The 18,597-nt window shown below is 66.7% G+C and carries 17 protein-coding genes; 10 read left to right on the top strand and 7 right to left on the bottom strand.

Going from position 1 to position 18,597, the window contains the following annotated elements:
• Nucleotides 1-49 precede the first annotated feature (49 nt).
• The 6 genes from R4I43_RS33600 to R4I43_RS33575 all read left to right on the top strand — a co-directional run bounded on the left by R4I43_RS33600 (nucleotide 50) and on the right by R4I43_RS33575 (nucleotide 5,287).
• Entirely contained in the window at nucleotides 50-1,309 is a 1,260-nt protein-coding gene (locus R4I43_RS33600; protein ID WP_324269766.1) for an MFS transporter, read from the top strand.
• A gap of 30 nt (nucleotides 1,310-1,339) precedes the next feature.
• Nucleotides 1,340-2,287: a DUF6152 family protein gene (locus R4I43_RS33595; protein ID WP_324269765.1), complete on the top strand. Its 948-nt coding sequence runs from the start codon at nucleotides 1,340-1,342 to the stop codon at nucleotides 2,285-2,287.
• Nucleotides 2,206-2,781 carry a DUF6644 family protein gene (locus tag R4I43_RS33590; protein ID WP_324269764.1) on the top strand — a complete coding sequence of 192 codons (576 nt, stop codon included), beginning with the start codon at nucleotides 2,206-2,208 and terminating at the stop codon, nucleotides 2,779-2,781. The genes R4I43_RS33595 and R4I43_RS33590 overlap by 82 nt, the downstream gene beginning before the upstream one ends.
• 221 nt (nucleotides 2,782-3,002) lie before the next feature.
• Complete coding sequence (locus R4I43_RS33585) at nucleotides 3,003-3,527, top strand: cupin domain-containing protein (protein WP_324269763.1); 525 nt, start codon at nucleotides 3,003-3,005, stop codon at nucleotides 3,525-3,527.
• Between the two features lie 59 nt (nucleotides 3,528-3,586).
• Entirely contained in the window at nucleotides 3,587-4,348 is a 762-nt protein-coding gene (locus R4I43_RS33580) for a glucose 1-dehydrogenase (RefSeq protein WP_324269762.1), read from the top strand.
• 30 nt (nucleotides 4,349-4,378) lie between these two features.
• Nucleotides 4,379-5,287, top strand: coding sequence for a LysR family transcriptional regulator (locus tag R4I43_RS33575; protein ID WP_324269761.1), 909 nt, complete (start codon nucleotides 4,379-4,381; stop codon nucleotides 5,285-5,287).
• 19 nt (nucleotides 5,288-5,306) lie between these two features.
• Here the strand turns inward: R4I43_RS33575 and R4I43_RS33570 are convergent, their stop codons facing one another.
• Genes R4I43_RS33570 through R4I43_RS33560 form a run of 3 tightly spaced genes read right to left on the bottom strand, consistent with a single transcriptional unit; the run spans nucleotide 5,307 to nucleotide 7,664 of the window.
• Nucleotides 5,307-5,759: a cupin domain-containing protein gene (locus R4I43_RS33570; protein WP_324269760.1), complete on the bottom strand. Its 453-nt coding sequence runs from the start codon at nucleotides 5,757-5,759 to the stop codon at nucleotides 5,307-5,309.
• A 28-nt stretch (nucleotides 5,760-5,787) separates the two neighbouring features.
• Nucleotides 5,788-6,198, bottom strand: coding sequence for a nuclear transport factor 2 family protein (locus tag R4I43_RS33565; protein WP_324269759.1), 411 nt, complete (start codon nucleotides 6,196-6,198; stop codon nucleotides 5,788-5,790).
• 5 nt (nucleotides 6,199-6,203) lie between these two features.
• The gene (locus R4I43_RS33560; RefSeq protein ID WP_324269758.1) at nucleotides 6,204-7,664 is read right to left on the bottom strand and encodes a sugar porter family MFS transporter; all 1,461 of its coding nucleotides are present in this window, start codon (nucleotides 7,662-7,664) and stop codon (nucleotides 6,204-6,206) included.
• Nucleotides 7,665-7,973: 309 nt separating this feature from the next.
• On the opposite strand from R4I43_RS33560, the gene R4I43_RS33555 reads away from it, so the two are divergent.
• The 4 genes from R4I43_RS33555 (at nucleotide 7,974) to R4I43_RS33540 (ending at nucleotide 13,359) form a co-directional block, all read left to right on the top strand.
• Nucleotides 7,974-9,389, top strand: a complete 1,416-nt coding sequence (locus R4I43_RS33555; protein WP_324269757.1) for an MFS transporter — start codon at nucleotides 7,974-7,976, stop codon at nucleotides 9,387-9,389.
• A gap of 315 nt (nucleotides 9,390-9,704) precedes the next feature.
• A complete protein-coding gene (locus R4I43_RS33550; RefSeq protein WP_324269756.1) occupies nucleotides 9,705-11,210 on the top strand; it encodes an aldehyde dehydrogenase family protein in 1,506 nt (501 codons plus the stop codon).
• Nucleotides 11,211-11,317: 107 nt separating this feature from the next.
• Nucleotides 11,318-12,616, top strand: a complete 1,299-nt coding sequence (locus R4I43_RS33545) for an MFS transporter (protein WP_324269755.1) — start codon at nucleotides 11,318-11,320, stop codon at nucleotides 12,614-12,616.
• Between the two features lie 50 nt (nucleotides 12,617-12,666).
• On the top strand, nucleotides 12,667-13,359 hold the full coding sequence (locus R4I43_RS33540; protein WP_324269754.1) for an SDR family NAD(P)-dependent oxidoreductase: 693 nt from the start codon (nucleotides 12,667-12,669) through the stop codon (nucleotides 13,357-13,359).
• Between the two features lie 84 nt (nucleotides 13,360-13,443).
• On the opposite strand, the gene R4I43_RS33535 is transcribed toward R4I43_RS33540, so the two are convergent.
• The 4 genes from R4I43_RS33535 to R4I43_RS33520 all read right to left on the bottom strand — a co-directional run.
• On the bottom strand, nucleotides 13,444-14,394 hold the full coding sequence (locus tag R4I43_RS33535) for an aldo/keto reductase (RefSeq protein WP_324269753.1): 951 nt from the start codon (nucleotides 14,392-14,394) through the stop codon (nucleotides 13,444-13,446).
• Between the two features lie 765 nt (nucleotides 14,395-15,159).
• Nucleotides 15,160-15,936, bottom strand: coding sequence for an IclR family transcriptional regulator (locus tag R4I43_RS33530; protein WP_324269752.1), 777 nt, complete (start codon nucleotides 15,934-15,936; stop codon nucleotides 15,160-15,162).
• Between the two features lie 95 nt (nucleotides 15,937-16,031).
• A complete protein-coding gene (locus R4I43_RS33525) occupies nucleotides 16,032-17,522 on the bottom strand; it encodes an NAD-dependent succinate-semialdehyde dehydrogenase (RefSeq protein ID WP_407691359.1) in 1,491 nt (496 codons plus the stop codon).
• The coding region (locus tag R4I43_RS33520; protein ID WP_324269751.1) for a (Fe-S)-binding protein at nucleotides 17,519-18,597 on the bottom strand (1,079 nt) is incomplete at its 5' end. The genes R4I43_RS33520 and R4I43_RS33525, both read right to left, overlap by 4 nt.

Genomic DNA, 18,597 nt, shown 5'->3' with positions numbered 1-18,597 from the left:
CGTGGAGACATCAGCCCAGCCGCCTTCACCGCCGAGAGAAGGGAACTGCGTGCAGCGAGAGCATCGGCTCAAGCGGGACGGGCGATCGTCGGAGCTCAGCGGACGGCTGCCCTGGGCCGCCCTGCTGGCGCTCGCCTTGGCCGGTTTCGTGAACATCATGACCGAGACCATGCCGGCGGGCCTGCTCCCGCAGATCGCCGCTGAGATCGGCGTGAGCGAAGCCGCCGCTGGCCAGTGGGTTACCGCATATGCCGCAGGAACAGTCGCCGCAGCGATCCCCGTCGCGGCCCTCACACGCGGATTCCGGCGGAAACCGCTGCTGCTCTTCGCAGTCTCGGGTTTCCTGGTCGCCAACACGGTCACCGCCGCCACGGACTCATACCTCGTGGCCATGGTCGCCCGCACCCTCGCCGGCGCGTTCTCAGCTGTGGTGTGGGGGATGGTCGCCGGTTACGCCCGCCACCTCGTACCCCAGCAGATGGCCGGACGAGCGATGGCGGTCGCCATGGTCGGCACTCCGCTGGCGCTCTCGATCGGGGTGCCGTTAGGCACGTTCAGCGGTTCGATCGTCGGCTGGAGGTGGACCTTCGCAGGGATGTCGCTGCTGTCGGCGATGCTCATCGTGTGGATCATCGTCGCTGTACCGGACAGGCCCGGGCAACCCGCCCGCACGGGGTCATCGCTCACCGAAGTTCTGCTGATACCCGGCGTCGCTCCGGTACTGACGACGACGTTCCTGTGGCTCCTCGCGCACAACGTGCTCTACACCTACATCGCACCTTATGCGCACTCGACGGGGCTCGGTGTCCGGGTGGACGCAACCCTGCTGGCCTTCGGCATCGCGGCATTGGCCGGCATCTGGTTCACCGGCACGACGATCGATCGAGGACTGCGGATGCTGGTGCTGTCCGGCTTGACCGTATTCGCGCTCGGGTGCCTGACCCTGGGGCTCATCGGCCACCTGCTGGTGCCGTACTTCCTCGCCATCGTTGCCTGGGGCTTCACCTTCGGAGGAGCCGCGACCCAGGTGCAGACAGCTCTTTCCGACGCAGCCGGTAGTGATGGTGATCTTGCGACCTCGATGCTTGTCACCAGCTTCAACTTGGCGATCTTCGCCGGGGGCGGCCTCGGCGGAGTCGTACTCGGCAGTCTCGGCGCGTCCTCGTTCCCGTGGATCGTGATGGCCCTGGCCCTCTGCGCCTTGGTGATCGCGGCAACCGCACGACGTCACGGCTTCCCACCAGGCCCTCGCCACGGCACCTCGAACAGCGCGCACTCCGAGTTTTCATCAGTCGGTTGCACCACCTGAACGCCGCGGCGAGGTCACCGCGCGACACCGGTGACGTCGCTGCTGCGGGAAATCAGCGATGAGCGAGTTTCCGCCTGCCGGATGCGTTTTCGCATTTGCGGCGGGCTCACCCTCAGGCACAAGACGCCCTGCTCGACGCCTACGCCCTACGCACCGGGGTCGCTCTGGCGTGAGCTGCTCAAGGTGGCCCTGCCAGTACACCTCATGACAGGAACTCCCTGGTTCGGGCGAGATGAGGTCTGCTGGACGCAGACGACTCACGCCCCTGGAAAGAATCGACCCGACATGCGCTTCATGACGATCAACGCACCACTGCCCCGCTCCAGCGTCCGTCGCGTCGGGCTGCTGATCGCGTCTGCTGTTTCCGCGACGATGCTGATCACCGCGGCGCCTGCGCAGGCGCATCACGGCTGGGACGACTTCGACACCGATCGCCTCTACTACGTGGCGGGCACCGTCTCGGAAGTTCGCTGGGGCGAGCCACATTCCTTCTTCACGGTCACCGTGGACGGTGAGCTCCCTACCGACACACCTGAGCGGGAACTGCCGGAAGAGTTGCAGGCCCCCGAGGACAGCGGCCCGATCAACGTCGCACCGTCGTACAGCGGCTCCCACAACGCGCTGGAGGTCGTCATCGCTCCGCCGAGCTACACGGGAAGGTGGGGTCTGGATCGCCCACTGCGTGACGGCGAACGCGTCGAGCTCGTCGGCTACATCGGCACCAGTCACGACAACGAGTTCCGTCCAGTCGCGTTCTGGTACGACAACGGCCGGCCGGTCAACCAGGTGCTCGGCAGTGAGCTGCCGGCGACGCCGCTGCCGGTCCCGTATCCCGATGCCACCGAGGATGCGCCGCCGGCCGCGGCCCCGTCCCGCGACACATCGCCGACAGCGGTGTGGGCCGGGCTCGGGGTCGTCCTTGCGGCTGTTGTCGCAGGTGGGGCCGTCTACCTGCGAGCGCGCTCCCGCCGGACCTGAAGGCGCGCGGCACGAATGACTTCTTCGACTGGCTGGAGGCCGGCTGGTTCGCCGAGGCCATCCGCAGCACGGCCTACCTGTATCCGACGCTCGAGAGCATCCACATCATTGGCATCGCTCTGCTCATCGGCCCGGCGGCAGCCTTCGACCTCCGTCTGCTGGGAGTCGGTCGGCGTTCACTGCGGGTCACGACCGCGGCCGACCACCTCCTCCCACTATCGCGACTCGGGTTCGTGATCGCGGCGGTCACCGGTGTGGCGATGTTCCTGCCCGGGGCGAGCGTCATCGCCGACCGTGGCAGCGCACCATGGAAGCTCGGACTCATCGTGCTCGCAGGCCTGAACATCCTGATCTTCCATCGGCACACCTACCGCAGCGTGGCCGACTGGGACACGACCCGGGCGACGCCTGCCGCCGCACGGGCCGCCGCGATCGTGTCCCTCGTGTCGTGGTCCGGCGTCACAGTCGCGGGAAGACTCCTGGCCTACACCTGACCCGTTGTTGGAGCACACTCCGTCATTGACAATATCCTACATTGCGGGATATTGTTATCGCCGTGATGACGGCGCCAGCACCGGCGTCCGAGCTCCGCTACCCGTACGTCACTCCCAACACGCCGCCGGGGTCAGCTCAACGTCCCGACCAGCAAGCCTCGGTCATCGCGGCGCACCGCACACGATGATCATTCACCCTGATGGTCGCGAACGGATGGAACATGTCGCAGCAACACCTCAACGCCCGCGCTCGGCGAGTCGTGGTCGGCTTGGACGAGCAGAACCGTTCGACCATCGTGAGCGACGGGAACACCGAGACTCGGCTGGCCACGCCGGCTTTCACCCGCAACGTGATCTGGGGGTCTCCCTTGGTCCCCACGCCGGTCATGGCCGAGAACACCGCGGATGACGCAGCCGCGATCCCGCCGCCCCCTGAGGGCTACTACTACGACATCAGCACCTTCCCGCCGGACAGCGAATGGGACTACGAATCGGGTTACGCCGACTCTCTCGCCAGCGCCGGTGTGGAGGGAGAGGGTGAGCACGACATCCCCGGTATCCACCAGACCGACTCGATCGACATCGTCACGGTGATCTCCGGCGAGATCTGGGCCGTCGTGGAAACCGGCGAAACCCTCGTCAAGGCAGGCGACACGGTCGTGCATCGCGGGACCAAGCACGCCTGGCGCAACCGAAGCGACGCTCCCTGCACGGTGGCGGCCCTGCACATCAGCGTTGTGCGCTAGGGCTTGGCGAACCGAACCCCAACGACCTGTTGCGAAGCGGAAGTAAGGCGACTGAACTCATGAGCAAGCGGTTCGAGAACAAGATTGCGTTCGTGACCGGGGCGACCACCGGCATCGGCCGTGCCACAGCACTCGCCTTCGCACGTGAAGGCGCTGCCGTGGCGGTCGCCGACATCGCACTCGACGGAGTGACGGAGACGGCGCGTCTTATCGAGAAGGAGGGCGGTCAGGCCCTGCCGCTGCAATGCGACGTGGCACGAGCGCCCGACGTCGACGCCGCGTTCGGTGCCGTCGAGCAGGAGTTCGGACGGCTGGATCTGGCGTTCAACAACGCCGGGGTCGACCAGCCGCAGAAGCCGATCACCGAGGTCTCGGACGAAGAGTTCGACCGCCTGGTCGCCATCAACCTTCGCGGAGTCTTCCTGACCATGACCCGCGAACTCGCGTTGATGACACGGACCGGCGGAGGCGGCGCCATCGTCAACACCGCGTCCGGTGCCGGAGTGAAGGCATTCCGCAACCAGGCCGCCTACACCGCGACCAAGCACGCAGTAGTGGGCCTGACCTCGTCAGCGGCCCTGGAGCACGCCGCGGTCGGCATCCGGATCAACGCGATCTGCCCGGGCATCATCGACACCGAAATGATCCGACGCGTGTCCGGAGGAACCGAGGAGGGTTACGCCGCGATGATCGCCCAAGAACCGATCGGACGACTGGGCCGTCCCGAGGAGATCGCCGCCGCCGTGCTGTGGCTGTGCTCGGAGGAAGCCGCGTTCACCGTCGGACACGCCATGGTCGTCGACGGCGGGCAGACCCCATGACCGCCCGGTCTCCACGATAGGAGGGGCCCAGTGGATGCTCGGCACTTGGAGTGCTTCCTCGCCATCGTCGACCACGACGGGTTCGGCCGGGCCGCGAACCACCTGCACATCGCCCAACCGTCGCTGTCGCAGACCATCGCGGCTCTCGAACGCGACCTCGGCGTCAAGCTGTTCCACCGGCTCGGGCGCGGCGTCGTTCTCAGCGATTCCGGCGCGAAGCTGATCGAACCGGCACGGCAGGTCCTTCGCGACCTCGCAACTGCTCGGGCCACGATGAACTCGATGAAGGGTCTGCACCGCGGCCGGGTCGAGATGATCAGCATGCCGTCACCGGGCATCGAGCCGCTGGGCAGCCTCACTCGCGAGTTCAGCCACCGGCATCCTGGACTCTCGATCCGCGTCGACGCGGCCTTCACCGCAGCCGAGGTCGTGGAGCGGGTGCGGCAGGGTGCCGCGGAGCTGGGGCTGTGCGGCTCACCTGAACCGCTCCACCCGCCAGGTGTCAACGCGCTCCCGCTGGAAGCGCAGGACTTCGTCCTCGTCCAAGCACCGATTGACGGGTCGTCCGACTCCTCGGACGACGATCCAGTGTCCATGGCCGACCTCGCCGGCGCGCGAGTCATCGTCACTCCCGAGCACAGCGTGATGCGCAAGATCATAGACGACGTGCTCGCCGAGGGCACCGACATCCACATCGTCGCCGAAGTCGCGCACCGGACGTCGATCCTGCCGCTCGTGCTCGAAGGCGTCGGGCTGGCGATCTTGCCGGAGTCGTGGGCGCCACTGGCCCGTCGGACCGGCGCGCGGGTTCGGCGGCTCATCTCTGCGCCGCAGTTGCACGTCGCGCTCGTCAGCCGCTCGGCTCCGCTCACCCCCGCCGCCCAAGCCTTCCTCCGAGTTGCCGAAAGCCATGCGGCCGTGCGCAACCGGACTGCTTGAGCCCTTACGAGGGCGTTCCTCACCGCTCGCGGCGGACCGAGGTGTAGACGAAGGTCGCCGGCGTCGAACTCTCATTTCGGAGGTCGTGCACGCTGGCCGGGAGCACGATGGTGTCCGCCTGCTGGAGCCTCACGGTTTCCGTCTCCAGCACGATGTCCAAAGCCCCTTCCACCTGGGTGATCACGTGCACTGCATCGTCGAAGTGCAGGTCCGGGCCGGACCCGACGCCCATCATCGGCGGCACGGTCAGCATGCGGACCACCACACCTCGATCTGGTGGCGCGGGGTCCAGCGGGTCTCCCCTGGTGCCGTCATCACCGCTCCGCGCCGGGACCTGAGATTGGGCCCAGATCTCCTGGCGCACGATCCCGTTCGGGAGCTCGATGGTGGGAAGGCTCCGCCCGTCCTCGCGGACCGTGGATCTGCCCGAGGAGTCGAGACCTACGACCACCCTGCGGTCCTGGCGGATCACGTTTCGCAACTGTCGCGCCAGTTTCAGGTCAGGCCTGCGCATCGGCTCGATCCTCCTTCTCGAGAGCGGCGAACAGCGGAGCGTTGTCGACGTAGATGCGCTGATCGACGAAAAGCCCGTCAGCGACGGTGAACGCCGAGAACGCGTTGATCGACACCGTGGTACCGCTCCGCAAGTACCAAGTTCCAACGGACTCGAACAGGACCAAGCCGTCGTCCTCCTCCCACACATTGACCAGATCGTGCTTTAGCGAAGTGACCCGGCCCAGGACCTGGCTGAACGCCTCCATCGCGTTGCGCCTCCCGGTGATCACCGGGCTGTTGGCGAAGCGCAGCGTCATGTCGTCGGCGTAGTAGGCGCCGTAGCGTTCCGGATCGTTGGTTTCCATCTCCGCGTAGTAGTCGACGAGAAGTTCAAGGGTCGGGGCACTGGCCCGCATGACTGTCAGTCCTTTCTGCCCGAGCGGAAATCGGCTTCCAATTCCTCCAGCGTCCGACCCTTCGTCTCAGGAATGGCTCTGAACACGAAGAGCCAGACGAGCAGGTTCAGGCCCGTGAATCCCACGAACACGGCGACCGAACCCACGCCCTCGGCGAGGATCGGGAAGAAGAAGGAGATCAGGGAGTTGGCAACCCAGAGGCCGCAGATCGAGGCACCCATGGCGAACCCCCGGATCGCCAGCGGGAAGATCTCGGACAGCACAACGAAGCCCGTCGATCCGACGAACGTCACCATCGACGCGCTGACACCGACCATGAACAGCAAGATGAGGTAGGACCGCAGCGTCGACTCCGGCAGGAGGTAGCTCATCGCCAGCAGGCCGTGCGAGACCGCAACGCCGAAGAAGCCGAAGAGCATCATCTTCCGCCGCCCCATGAACCCCAGCAGCCAGATTCCGACGAACGTGAGCAGAACCTGCTCGAGCCCGACGGCGAGCGACGCGACGAGCGAAGCGGAGCCCGTCATACCGCTCTCCTCGAGAACGGTCGGCGCGTAGTACATCACCACGTTGATGCCGGTGGTCTGCTGGGCCACGGCCAGCACGATCCCGATCCACAGCAAACGCCGCATCCAGGCTTGTTCCCCCAGGACCCGGAGCATCGTCCAGAGGATCGTCGCCTCGTTGGTCTCGCGCTGCGCGATCTCAACGATCTGGCGGTATTCGAACTCCGCGTCCTCCGCCGAGTGAGCCCGCGCCAAGGTCTCGCGGCACTGCTCCAGGCGCCCCTTGCCCGCGTACCACCTGGGCGTGTCGGGAAGGCTGAGCATGCCGAGGAAGAACGCGATCGCAGGAATGATCGCGATCCCGATCATGTAGCGCCAGACCGCCGGACCATGCGCGAACTGATCAAAGAGGACGTTCGAGCTGAAGGACAGGAACAGGCCCACGGTGATCATCAGCTGATTGACCGCCACCATGCGCCCGCGTTTGCTCGAGGGCGCGAGCTCGGCGAGGTAGAGCGGACACGCCACCGACGCGCAACCGACTGCGAATCCGAGCACGACACGCGCCACCACGAGCGTGGCCACATCGGGCGCGAGGGAACAAGCAAGCACGCCGACCGCGAACAGAACCGCGCAAGAGATTAGGGACGCCCTGCGGCCGAACCGATCCGCGATGGGACCGCCAAGCAGGGCCCCCGAGGTGGCACCGGGGAAGAGCAACGATGCCACCACCAGCCCTTCGGCGACACTCGTGAGCCGCAGGTCCTCGCGCAGGTAGATCAAGGCGCCGGAGATCACGCCGGTGTCGAACCCGAACAGCAGTGCACCGAGGGTCGCGATGGCGGTCAGTTGCCTCAGAAACCGCTTGTTGGCGCGCGCTTCGTCGGAGGCGGGGAAAACGCCGTCGCGTCGTTCCCTGGAGCGTTGATGCATGGCGACTTCCTCCACGTTGAGGCGCATGTGGTCTCGGGCAAGCCAACCGCCGCCGACCGGACCACACCTGATTCGTTCTCGCGTGGAATCCGTGAAACGTCTCGCGGCACGGCGGGCAAAGGGATCCGAAACGTCTCGATCAAGGCGAGCGGACCGCCACTAACCGAAGCAGGACTGCACGATATCCTGCATTATGAGACTTCGTCAACAGATCAGATGTGGGAGCGCCATGATGGACGCACAGTGCACCGCCGGCGACGGGGAACTGAGGTTCCTCGCTGAGGAACTCTTCCACCGGTTGACCGATGTGAGCGCCTCGCCCGCGAGCGACCGACGATGAGTGCCACCGGTACCCGGCCCGCCGAGCGTGCTCCGATTCCCTTCCGCGTGCGGGCCGCGCTGGCCAGCGGCAGCGTGCTCCAACCGCTCAACTCCTCGATGATCGCCGTCGCCATCATCGCGATCGCCGCTGACTTCGGCACCTCCTCGCACATCTCGTGGATCATCTCTGCGATGTACATCAGCACCTCGGTGTGCGCACCTATGGCAGGCCGCCTCGGCTCCGTCTTCGGCGCTCGGCGGGTGTTCCTGACCGGGCTGGCAATGGTCTGCATCGCCTCCACGGCCGGCATGTTCGCCTCGACCGTCGGGCAGCTCATCGCGGTGTACGCCCTCATCGGCGCCGGGATCTCGGTCCACATGCCCACCGCCATGACCATGGTCCGGGCCTACGCCGAACGCTATGCCCGCTCCTCCCGCACCGCCATGGCCACCCTGGTCATGTGCGGCCAATCCATCGCCGCACTCGGCCCCACCGTCGGCGGACTGCTCACCGGAACGTTCGGCTGGCACTCCATCCTCTGGGTCAACCTGCCCGCCGCAGCGCTCAGCGCCGCCGCGGTGCTGCGCGCCGACGTCGGATTCGCCGGACGCAGCCAGCACACCTCCGCCTGGCGCGCAGTCCGCGGCCTCGACGTCGCCGGGATTCTCCTGTTCGCCCTCGTGGTCAGCACGGGAATGCTGTTCCTCGTTTCGCTGCGGGCAACTGCGCTGTACTGGCTGCTCCCGATCACGTTGGGAGCGCTCGCGGTGTTCATCGCACGCGAGCGGCGCGCAACAGACCCGTTCATCGACGTCCGCGCCCTGGCCCGCAACCGCGCGCTGTGCGCCACCCTCGGCCGCACGCTACTGACCTACACGTGCTTCTACTGCGTCTTCTTCGGCATTCCGCAATGGCTGCAAACCGTGCGCGGCATGAGCGCCACCGAAGCCGGACTCACCATGCTGCCCGTCGCCGCAGTCGGCGTTCTGGCAACCCGAGCAGGATCGAGCACCACCCACCGCTACGGCGCCCGCAGGACCCTGTTCATCGGCACGTTCGCCCTACTCGTCAGCGGGATTCTCATCGCGGTCCTCGAACGCTCCACCGCACCCCTCGCAGTCCTGCTCATCGTCGCGGCCGTCGCCGGAATCCCCAACGGCTTCAACAACATCGGCAACCAAAGCCTCATCAGCGCCGTCACCACCGTCAACGACGTCGGCGCCGGCATCGGCATGTACCGCACCGTCGCCTTCACCGGCGCCAACCTCGCCGTCGTCGTCCTCCAACTCGCCACCGGCGGCACCATCGACGACGCCGGCCTCCACCGCGTCGGCTGGTTCATCGCCACCACCAGCATCGTGCTGCTGATCGGACTCGCAGTGTCTCGCCGGATGCCGCGATCACAACACAGGAGTGCGCCCTCAACTTGAGGGATCCGCGTTCCACATCGGGCTCCACTGCCGCGACTGAGCCGAGCACGCCACCGACCACAGCTGATAGGCGAGCGCTATCCATCGCATCGGCAACGCGTCTTGGACTCCCTGTCATCGACAGGGATTCACTCGGGACGAGACGAATTCTCGCGGCCACGCCCCGGCGTTTCCCGGTGGCTTCGCCGTTGCCCTCACCCACGATCGGCATCCGGATGAACAGCAGGTCAGAGCACCTGCCGAATACCAGGAGACGGTGCGGACGCACATCGTGGCTGCCAACAACCCAGCCGCACCATCGGAGGAGACTCGAAGATGAGCACAGCAACACCAAACCCAGCGCGCACACGCCCGGCGCTCGGTTACATCTCTGCCGATGGCATCGCCGACCGACCGAGCGGGCACGTGCTGCCGGTCATGAACCCGGCGACCGGTGAGACCATCGCTGAACTGCACGAGGTCACCGCGGACGAGCTGGACGGCATCGTCTCGCAGGCGCACCAGGTGTACGAATCCACGTGGCGGCACACAGCTCCCGAGGTGCGAGGCCGCATGCTGGGCGCCTGGGCCGACGCCATCGCAGCACGCAGGGAGGAGCTGGCCGACATCGAGGTCGCCGATGTCGGGCACCTTCGACGCGAAACGATCGGCGACCTCGATTCGTGCGTGCGCATCCTCCGGTACTACGCCGGCCTCGCCGACAAGCTCGAAGGCGAGACCTACGCCCAACTGCCGGGCCGTCTGTCCTACGGGGTCGACGAGCCGTTCGGCGTCGTCGCCGGGATCAGCCCCTACAACGGCAACGCGAATTCCATCGCTCTCAAGGCAGGGCCGGCCCTGGTGGCCGGCAACTGCATCGTCGTCAAGGCGCCGGAGGTCGCACCGCTGCTGAACTACCGGCTCGGCGAGCTCGCCCTCGAAGCAGGCATCCCCGCCGGAGTGGTCAACGTCGTGAGCGGTCGCGGATCGGTCGTCGGGCCGTTGCTGACCGAGCACCCGGGCATCGGCATGATCGCCTTCACCGGCGGACCCGACACGGGCCGCGCGATCATCAACCAGTCGGCGGCCAACATCGTGCCGGTGTTCCTCGAACTCGGCGGCAAGAGTCCGGCGATCCTCCTGCCGGACGCCGACCTGCGCACCGCGATCCCGTCCGTCCTGCACTCGAACTTCGCCAAGAGCGGGCAGAGCTGCGTCGCCGGCTCCCGCATCCTCGTCCCCGACTCGATGTACGCACAGGTGTGCGATGAGCTGGCGTCGCTGGCGGAGAAGGTCCGGGTCGGACTCCCCACTCAGGAATCGTCGCAGATGGGCACGCTCATCAGCCGTCAGCACCGCGACCACGTCGACGGCCTCGTACAGCGCGCCGTGGCCGCCGGAGCCACCTGCATCGCAGGCGGCGCCCCTGCCGAGGACGGCGAGCTGGCCAACGGCGCCTTCTACCAGCCGACCGTGCTGGCCGATGTCACCGACGACAACCCGGCGGCCACCACCGAGGCCTTCGGCCCGATGGCGAGCGTGCTGTCCTACTCCGACGTGGACGAGGCACTCGCACGCGCGAACGCCACCCAGTTCGGCCTGAGCGCACAGGTGTGGGGCAACGACGCGCAGACGATCCAGCACCTCACGCAAAACCTCGTGGCAGGCACCGTCTGGATCAACACCTACCGCTCGTTCCACCCGACCGTGCCGTTCGGCGGGATGAAGCAGAGCGGTTTCGGCAAGGAGAACGGCTTCGCCTCCGTGGCGGCCTACACGCGCCGGAAATCGGTGGTCTGGGACCTCACCACCGACCGCACGCTGCCCTACAGCGACCAGTGACCCGAACAACAGAGATCTTGGAGTAGTCAATGATGCCGAACTCCTCTTCAAACCCGGCGACCTCGGAAAGATCGGGCCCCGGGCAATCGATGCAAACTCGCGCTGTGGTGAGCGCGACCCTCGGGAACACGCTGGAGTACTTCGACTTCGCCGTCTACGGCGCGCTCGCCGCGACCCTGTTCCCCCGGCTCTTCTTCCACCAGCTCGGTACCACGGCAGGTCTGCTCGCTTCGTTCGCGACCTTCGGCGTCGGGTTCATCGCTCGCCCGATCGGTGCCGTCGTGCTCGGACACCTCGGTGACCGGTACGGCCGCAAACCCGTCCTCTTCGCCACCCTGATCATGATGGGCGGATCATCGGTGCTCATCGGTGTCCTGCCCACGCACCAGGGAATCGCGATCGCGCTCGTGCTCGTCGCACTGCGCTGCCTGCAAGGCTTCTCGCTCGGCGGTGAATCCAGCGGCAGTCAGATCCTGACCATGGAGCATTGCCACAGGCGCAGACGAGGGTTCTTCGGTGCCCTCATCATCATCGGATCACCGATCAGCCAGGTGCTGGCCAACCTGGTCATCGTCGTGCTCAGCATGATGCTCACACCTGCTCAGTTCGAGAGCTGGGGATGGCGAATTCCGTTCCTGGCCAGCGTCTTCATCGTCGCCGTTGCCTACTTCATCCGGCGCAGGCTCGAAGAGACACCCGCATTCGTGACCACGAACGAGCAAGCGCATCCGGACGCGCCCCAGGAGAAGGGACTGCGCGTGCTGCGATCCCACCCGCGTCAGGTCTCGCTGCTGTTGCTGGCGTGGTCGGGCACGACGCTGAGCTTCTACCTCATCGCCGTCTACGGGCTCAGCTACCTGACCACCGACGTCGGCATGACCTCCCAGCAGGCATTCGTGATCCTGATGATCGCCAACGGCGTCTCCGTCGGCACCGCGGTGATCGGTGGACTCACCTGCGACCGCATCGGGCGCAAGCGGGTCTGGTACGCCGGTCTCGCCGGCTGTTTCGTCGGCGTCGGACTGTTCTTCACAGTGGCGAGCACCAGCGCCGTCGTCATGGGACTGATCGTGACCCTGGTCCTGGGCTCGATCCAGTTCCTCTCCGGCGCGCAGCCCGCGCTGTTCTCCGAGCAGTTCCCCACCAACGTCCGCTACTCCGGCACGGCACTCGCCTACACCGGGGCCAACCTCGTGTTCTCGTCCCCCGCTCCCTTCATCGCGGCGGGTCTGAGCGCGCTGGGTGGGCCTGCGCTAGTCGCCGCGTTCACCTGCGCGGTCATCCTCGTCTCCGCGGTCGCCGTGTCGAAACTGCGAGACGGCAGAGAACTCGACCTCACCGCATTCGCACCCCACGCCGAGACCGACCGGTCCCGGCTCGCCCAAGTCCAAGCCGAGAAGGGATGAACATGACCTCAGAGCCCCGATCCCCGAACAACCGATTGCAGGGTCGCCGAGTGGTGGTGACGGGGGCGGCGTCCGGGATCGGACGACGCACGGCGCAGCTCTTCGCCGCCGAAGGCGCTGCTCTGGCCCTCCTGGATCGCGACAAGAACGCCCTCGAGGAAACCGCCGCGCAGACTGGCGGAGAATGCCTGGCAGTCGACATCACAGACGAAGACGCCGTCGCCGACGTGGCCGCGCAGGCAGCCGGCGCCCTCGGCGGGATCGACGGACTCGTCAACGCAGCAGGAATCATGTTCCGCGGGAACGCCGAAGACGTTCCCGCGAAGGATTGGCGCCACGTCATCGAGGTCAACCTCACCGGCGCCTACATCGTCACCCGCAGTTGTCTGCCGTGGCTTTCGCAGGAGCGGAACGCCACGATCGTCAACATCGCCTCGGCAGCGGGGCTTCTCCCCAACGCGAAAGGGCTCACGGCCTACGCGGCGTCCAAGGCGGGCGCGATCGGCCTCAGCAAGTCGCTGGCGTCCGAACTGGCACCTCAGATCCGGGTGAACGCCATCTGCCCGGGAATGGTGGACACCGCGATGGCCGACGGTCACCGCGCCAACGTGACCAACTACGCCCTGGAGCGCTTGGCGGACCCGGTCGAGATCGCCCGCGCCATCTGCTTCTTGACCAGCGATGAATCCTCCTACATCACAGGATCGGCACTCGCGGCGGACGGCGGACGTTCGTTCCACTGAGGGTGTGACAGCACGTGCCCCGTGGTTCCAGGTGGTGACGCACCTGGAACCACGGGGCACGAGTCGTGTGAGCTTCGAGTCACGTCACGGTACGCGGTGGCCTGCCGCCTGGAGGAGCCCGTACCACTCGCCTCGGGTCAGCCGGATGTCCGAGCCTGCCGCCGCGTCGGTGACCCGCTGCGGTGTGGTGGTGCCCAGCACCACCTGCATGCCGGCCGGGTGGCGGGTGATCCAGGCCGTGGCGATCGCGATGGGCGTGACGCCGTACTTCGCCGCGAGTTTGCCGAGCAGCGCGTTGAGTTCCGGGAATTCGTCGTCCCCGAGGAAGACGCCGTCCTGGAAGCTCTTCTGGAACGGCGACCACGCCTGGATGGTGATCCCGTTGATGCGGCAGTAGTCGACGATCCCACCACCGTCCCGGGTGAGTGAATCAGCTTCCTTCACCATGTTTGAGGCCAGACCCTGCGCCACGATCGTCGAGTGCGTCACCGACAACTGCACCTGATTGGCCACGATCGGCTGACGCACCGCCGTCTTCAGCAGGTCGATCTGCCGCGGCGTGTAGTTCGAGACGCCGAAGCTCCGCACCTTCCCGGCAGACTCGAGCTCATCGAACGCGCGCGCCACCTCGTCCGGCTCGATCAGCGCATCCGGGCGGTGCAACAACAGCACATCGATGTAGTCGGTTCCCAGCGCCCGCAACGACTCCTCGACGGAGGACACGATGTGCTCGTACGAGGAGTCGTAGTGCCACTCGTCGTCCACGATGCTGGTCTTGGTCTGCAGCGTGATCTGCTCGCGCTCCGCGTTGGACAGGCCCAGCGCCTCGCTGAACCTCCGCTCGCAGAAGTGCGGACCACCACCGGGGTGCTTGAAGCCGTAGAGGTCCGCGTGGTCGAAGAAATCGATCCCGACCTCGCGGGCAACCATGTACAGCTCGCGGATCTGCTCATCGGTCTTGTCCGCGATCCGCATCATCCCCGAGATGATCTTGGGCGCACGGACACCGGTCGTTCCCAACAGAACAGTATTCATCGATCTCCCAATCGGTTGGTACTTCTTTGAACGGAGTGCATGAGAGCAGCCCTACCCGCGCAACGGCCTCCAAGGCGTCGCCCCTCAGGGCTGCCCTCATGCTGCAAGGGGCCGCTTGAAGAAGCTCATCAGCTTGTCGAACGGGATCAGATCGGTGCGGTCGTAGAGATCGACGCGGCTGGCGCCGGGCACCCAGAACAGGGAGCCGCGAAGGACATCGTGCCGACCACCGCAGCACCGAACCCCGCGGCCTTCAGCAAGCTTCGCCGGTCCACGCCCTGGCCGGCCGCGCCGCGTGCATCTCACCCATGCTTGGTGTCTCCCGCATCAGCGAAATAGCGGTCTCTTTGACCTCAACGCTAGTTCGGCTCGACCCCGCTCTGGGAGAGTTTCTTGGGACACCCCAGACCGGGAACACGCCCGACCGCCCGCACGTTCGCGGGCACTGGTCGCTCAGGCCGGGAAGCGTCGTGAGAAGGCACTGCTCCCCCATGAGGAGTCACCTGCTCTTCACAGGGGTAGAGCGATGACGGTCTTGCGTGTGATCTGCGTAGGTGGGAGTTCCTCGTCCCGTCAACGCCGTTGACCGCAGCGGCCGGCGAACCGTCCACTCTGAACAGGCGCTTCCACAGGAGACTCGAGTCGTCGGGACGTCCACAGAACCGCGGAACGACGCGGAACAGAAGACCTCGGACGGACGCCAACTCAGGCAAGCCCCTGACTTCGAGCGGCCCTCGACTCCGGTAGATGACCGGGCGGGCCCGGTCAGTCCTGCTGCTTGTCCAGCATTCGTTCGGAGATGGTCGTGGCCGCCTGCTTGACGGCGTGGACCGCCTTCTCCACGTCAACGTCGCGGCGTTCCTTCTCCCAGGCGACGCCGACGCTGCCCACGGCCGTCTTCTGGTCGGTGAGCACGGGGGCCGCAACGCCGTAAACACCGGGGTTGAACTCACCCATCGTCAGGATGTAGCCGTCCTTCTTGATCTTGCCGAGAGTGGACCGGAACTCGCTCCACGAGCTGCCCAGTCCAGCCTTCTCGATCTCCTCCTTCTGACGCGGGTAGATCGACTTGAGCCGGTGGTGCGGGAGGTGCGCCAGGATGACCTTCGACACCGCGCCCTGGAACATCGGGCGCCGCTGCCCCCGGCTGAAGCGGTTGGCCGGGCTCTGCGGAGCGCGGTACTCACCAACGCACAGGACCGAGTCGCGGTAGGCGGTACACAGCGTGGCCGAGTGGCCGATCTTGTCCACCAGGTCTTCCAGCACCCCGTCGCTGGCCAACAGCAGCGGATCGGTCTGCCGGATCTGCAGATCCATTTCGATGATCCCTGGGCCCAGCGAGTAGTAACCGTTGCGCACCGCGGTGAGCAGCCCGGCCTCGTGCAGCGTCTTGATGTAGCGATAGCCCGTCGACCGGGAGGTCTCCATGGCCTCGATGATGGCGGCCGTCGACCACACGGGCTCCGCCTCGCTGAACAGCTGCAGGATGTGCAGCATCCTGGCCAGGCTGCTCGCGCTGTCCGGAGTCGATGTCTCAGTCACCGATTAATAATATCCCGCCATTTGGGATACTGTCAAAAGAGGTGATCAGGGCCCGATCGCTGCGCGGACCCTGATCACCTCGACCAGACCTCAGGCTACACCCGCGGCACCGCCATGTACTTGAACTCCAGGAACTCCTCGATACCCACGCGGCCGCCTTCGCGGCCCAAGCCGGAAGCCTTGACGCCGCCGAACGGCGCGGCGGGGTTGGACACGATGCCCGTGTTCAGGCCGACCATGCCGACCTCCATCGCCTCGCCGACACGGAAGCCGCGGTCGACGTCCTGGGTGAACAGGTAGCCCGCCAGGCCCCACGGGGTGTCGTTGGCCATGCGCACCGCCTCCTCCTCGGTGTCGAACGAGATGACCGGCGCCACCGGGCCGAAGATCTCCTCGGACATGAGCTCCGCCTCCTCCGAGACCCCGGACAGAACCGTGGGTGGGTAGAAGTAGCCGGGGCGGTCCGGCCGGTCGCCGCCGCAGACGACCTTCGCGCCCTTGCCGACGGCGTCGTCGACGAGCTCCTGAACCTTGCGCAGCGCCTTCTCCTCCACCAGCGGGCCGACCTCGGTGCCGTCCTCGACGCCGTCTCCGACCTTCAGCGAGCCCATCCGCACCGCGAGCCGGCGGGCGAACTCCTCTGCGACGGGCCGCTGGACGAAGATGCGGTTCGCGGCCGTGCATGCCTCGCCCATGTTGCGCATCTTGGCGGCCACGGCCCCCTCGACGGCCCGATCCAGGTCGGCGTCCTCGAAGACCAGGAAGGGGGCGTTGCCGCCAAGCTCCATCGACGAGCGCATGACGTGCTCGGATGCCTGCTCCAGCAGGCGTACGCCCACCGCGGTCGAACCCGTGAAGCTGATCTTGCGGGCGATGCCGCTCGACATCCACGGCGAGACCACCGAGGACGCCTTGGTCGTGCACACCACGTTGAGGACACCGGCAGGCAACCCGGCCTCGACGAGGACGTCCACCAGTGCCAGCGACGTCAGCGGTGTGAGCGCGGCGGGTTTGAACACGATCGTGCAGCCGGCCGCGATGGCGGGGCCGATCTTGCGCGTGCCCATCGCCAGCGGGAAATTCCACGGGGTGACCAGCACGCACGGGCCGACCGGTTCGCGCGAGACGAGGATGCGGTTCTTCCCGTCACCGGTCGTCGTGAGGTCGCCGCCGATGCGCACGGCTTCCTCGGCGAACCAGCGGAAGAACTCCGCGGCGTAGGCGACCTCGCCCTTGGCCTCGCCGAACGGTTTGCCCATTTCGGTCGTCATGATCAGCGCGAGCTCGTCCTGCCGCTGCATGAGCAGGTCATAGGCGCGCCGCAGGATCTCGCCACGCTCGCGGGGTGGCGTCCTGGCCCAGTCCTTCTGCACGCGGCCAGCGGTTTCGATCGCGCGCTGCGCGTCCTCAGGGCCGCCATCAGCCACTGTCGCGATGACCTCTTCGGTGGCCGGATTCACGACGTTGAACCGTGCGCCGGAGGCAGATTCGCTCCACTGCCCGTCGATGAACATACCCGTGCTGACGGTCGCAACGGCCTCACGTGCTCGCTGCGAGATGCGGGAGTCACTGGTGTTAGTGGTCATGAAAGTTCTCCTGTTCCCTTGTCTTGTGCGGTGGAGGTCGGGCCCGGATCCAGCACTTGGGCCAGGTGCAGGCCGGGTCTGGTGGGGTCGAGCTGGTCCACCTGCCTGGCGCAGGAGAAACCATCGGTGAGCACCCCATCGGTATCGGTGGCGCGCAGGGCTGGGGCGAGGGCGTTCTCGGCGACCTGCATGCTGACCTCGTAGTGGTCGGCTTCGAAGCCGAAGTTGCCTGCCACGCCGCAGCATCCGGTGGCCTCGACGACCTCGCCGACTCCTGCGGCTTCCAGCACCGCGCGCTGGGCCTTGGGGCCGAACACCGAGTGCTCGTGGCAGTGGGTCTGCAGCACGGCCCGCTGCGGAACCTGGCCCGGGCTGGGTCGCCAGCCAGCGGAGATGCGGTCGGCGACGTGGGTGGCGAAACTGCGCACGCGTGCCGCCACCCGTGCGGCCTGCTCGGTGTGGACGAGTTCGGGCAGGTCCTTGCGCAGCGCCGCCGCGCAGCTGGGCTCGACGACCACGATCGGCCGGTCGGTGCCATCATCGAGCGCCCTGGCCGCCTTGGCGAGCATCCGCTTCGCGGTGCGCAGCTGGCCGGTGGAGATCCACGTGAGCCCGCAGCAGGCATCGGCGGAACACGCGACGGTGTCACCGGCATCGGACAGGACGCGCGCCGCCGCACCGGCGACCTCCGGCCGGAAACCGCGAGTAAAGGTGTCCACGAACAGCACCACCGAACCCCCGGATCCGGCATCGACGACCTCGCGCCGCCACTCCCACGCTCCGGCGAACCGCGGAAGTGCTCGTTTCGTCGTGAGTCCGCCAACTGCAGAGACGGTTTTACCCAGCCGACTCGCGAGGACCTTGTTGACCACACCAGGAACCCGGCCGGTCAGCTTGAGCCAACGCGGCAGCCAGCCCAGCGAGTAGTGCGAGAGCGGACGCAGGCGCCGCCGGTAGTAGTGGTCGTAGAACTCCGACTTGTAGGTGGCCATGTCCACCCCGGCCGGGCAGTCGGTGGCGCAGGCCTTGCACGACAGGCACAGGTCCAGCACCTCCCTGGCCTCCTCGGAGCGCC

The organism is Saccharopolyspora mangrovi, from assembly GCF_035320975.1.
Taxonomy (GTDB): Bacteria; Actinomycetota; Actinomycetes; order Mycobacteriales; family Pseudonocardiaceae; genus Saccharopolyspora; species Saccharopolyspora mangrovi.
Note: the sequence above shows the minus strand (reverse complement) of the source record. Positions and strands in the feature narration are given on the sequence as shown.

Coding starts and splice junctions, on each gene's coding strand:
- R4I43_RS33585 (WP_324269763.1), top strand. CDS start 3,003: ATGTCGCAGCAACACCTCAACGCCCGCGCTCGGCGAGTCGTGGTCGGC.
- R4I43_RS33580 (WP_324269762.1), top strand. CDS start 3,587: ATGAGCAAGCGGTTCGAGAACAAGATTGCGTTCGTGACCGGGGCGACC.
- R4I43_RS33565 (WP_324269759.1), bottom strand. CDS start 6,198: ATGCGGGCCAGTGCCCCGACCCTTGAACTTCTCGTCGACTACTACGCG.
- R4I43_RS33560 (WP_324269758.1), bottom strand. CDS start 7,664: ATGCGCCTCAACGTGGAGGAAGTCGCCATGCATCAACGCTCCAGGGAA.
- R4I43_RS33555 (WP_324269757.1), top strand. CDS start 7,974: ATGAGTGCCACCGGTACCCGGCCCGCCGAGCGTGCTCCGATTCCCTTC.
- R4I43_RS33550 (WP_324269756.1), top strand. CDS start 9,705: ATGAGCACAGCAACACCAAACCCAGCGCGCACACGCCCGGCGCTCGGT.
- R4I43_RS33535 (WP_324269753.1), bottom strand. CDS start 14,394: ATGAATACTGTTCTGTTGGGAACGACCGGTGTCCGTGCGCCCAAGATC.
- R4I43_RS33525 (WP_407691359.1), bottom strand. CDS start 17,522: ATGACCACTAACACCAGTGACTCCCGCATCTCGCAGCGAGCACGTGAG.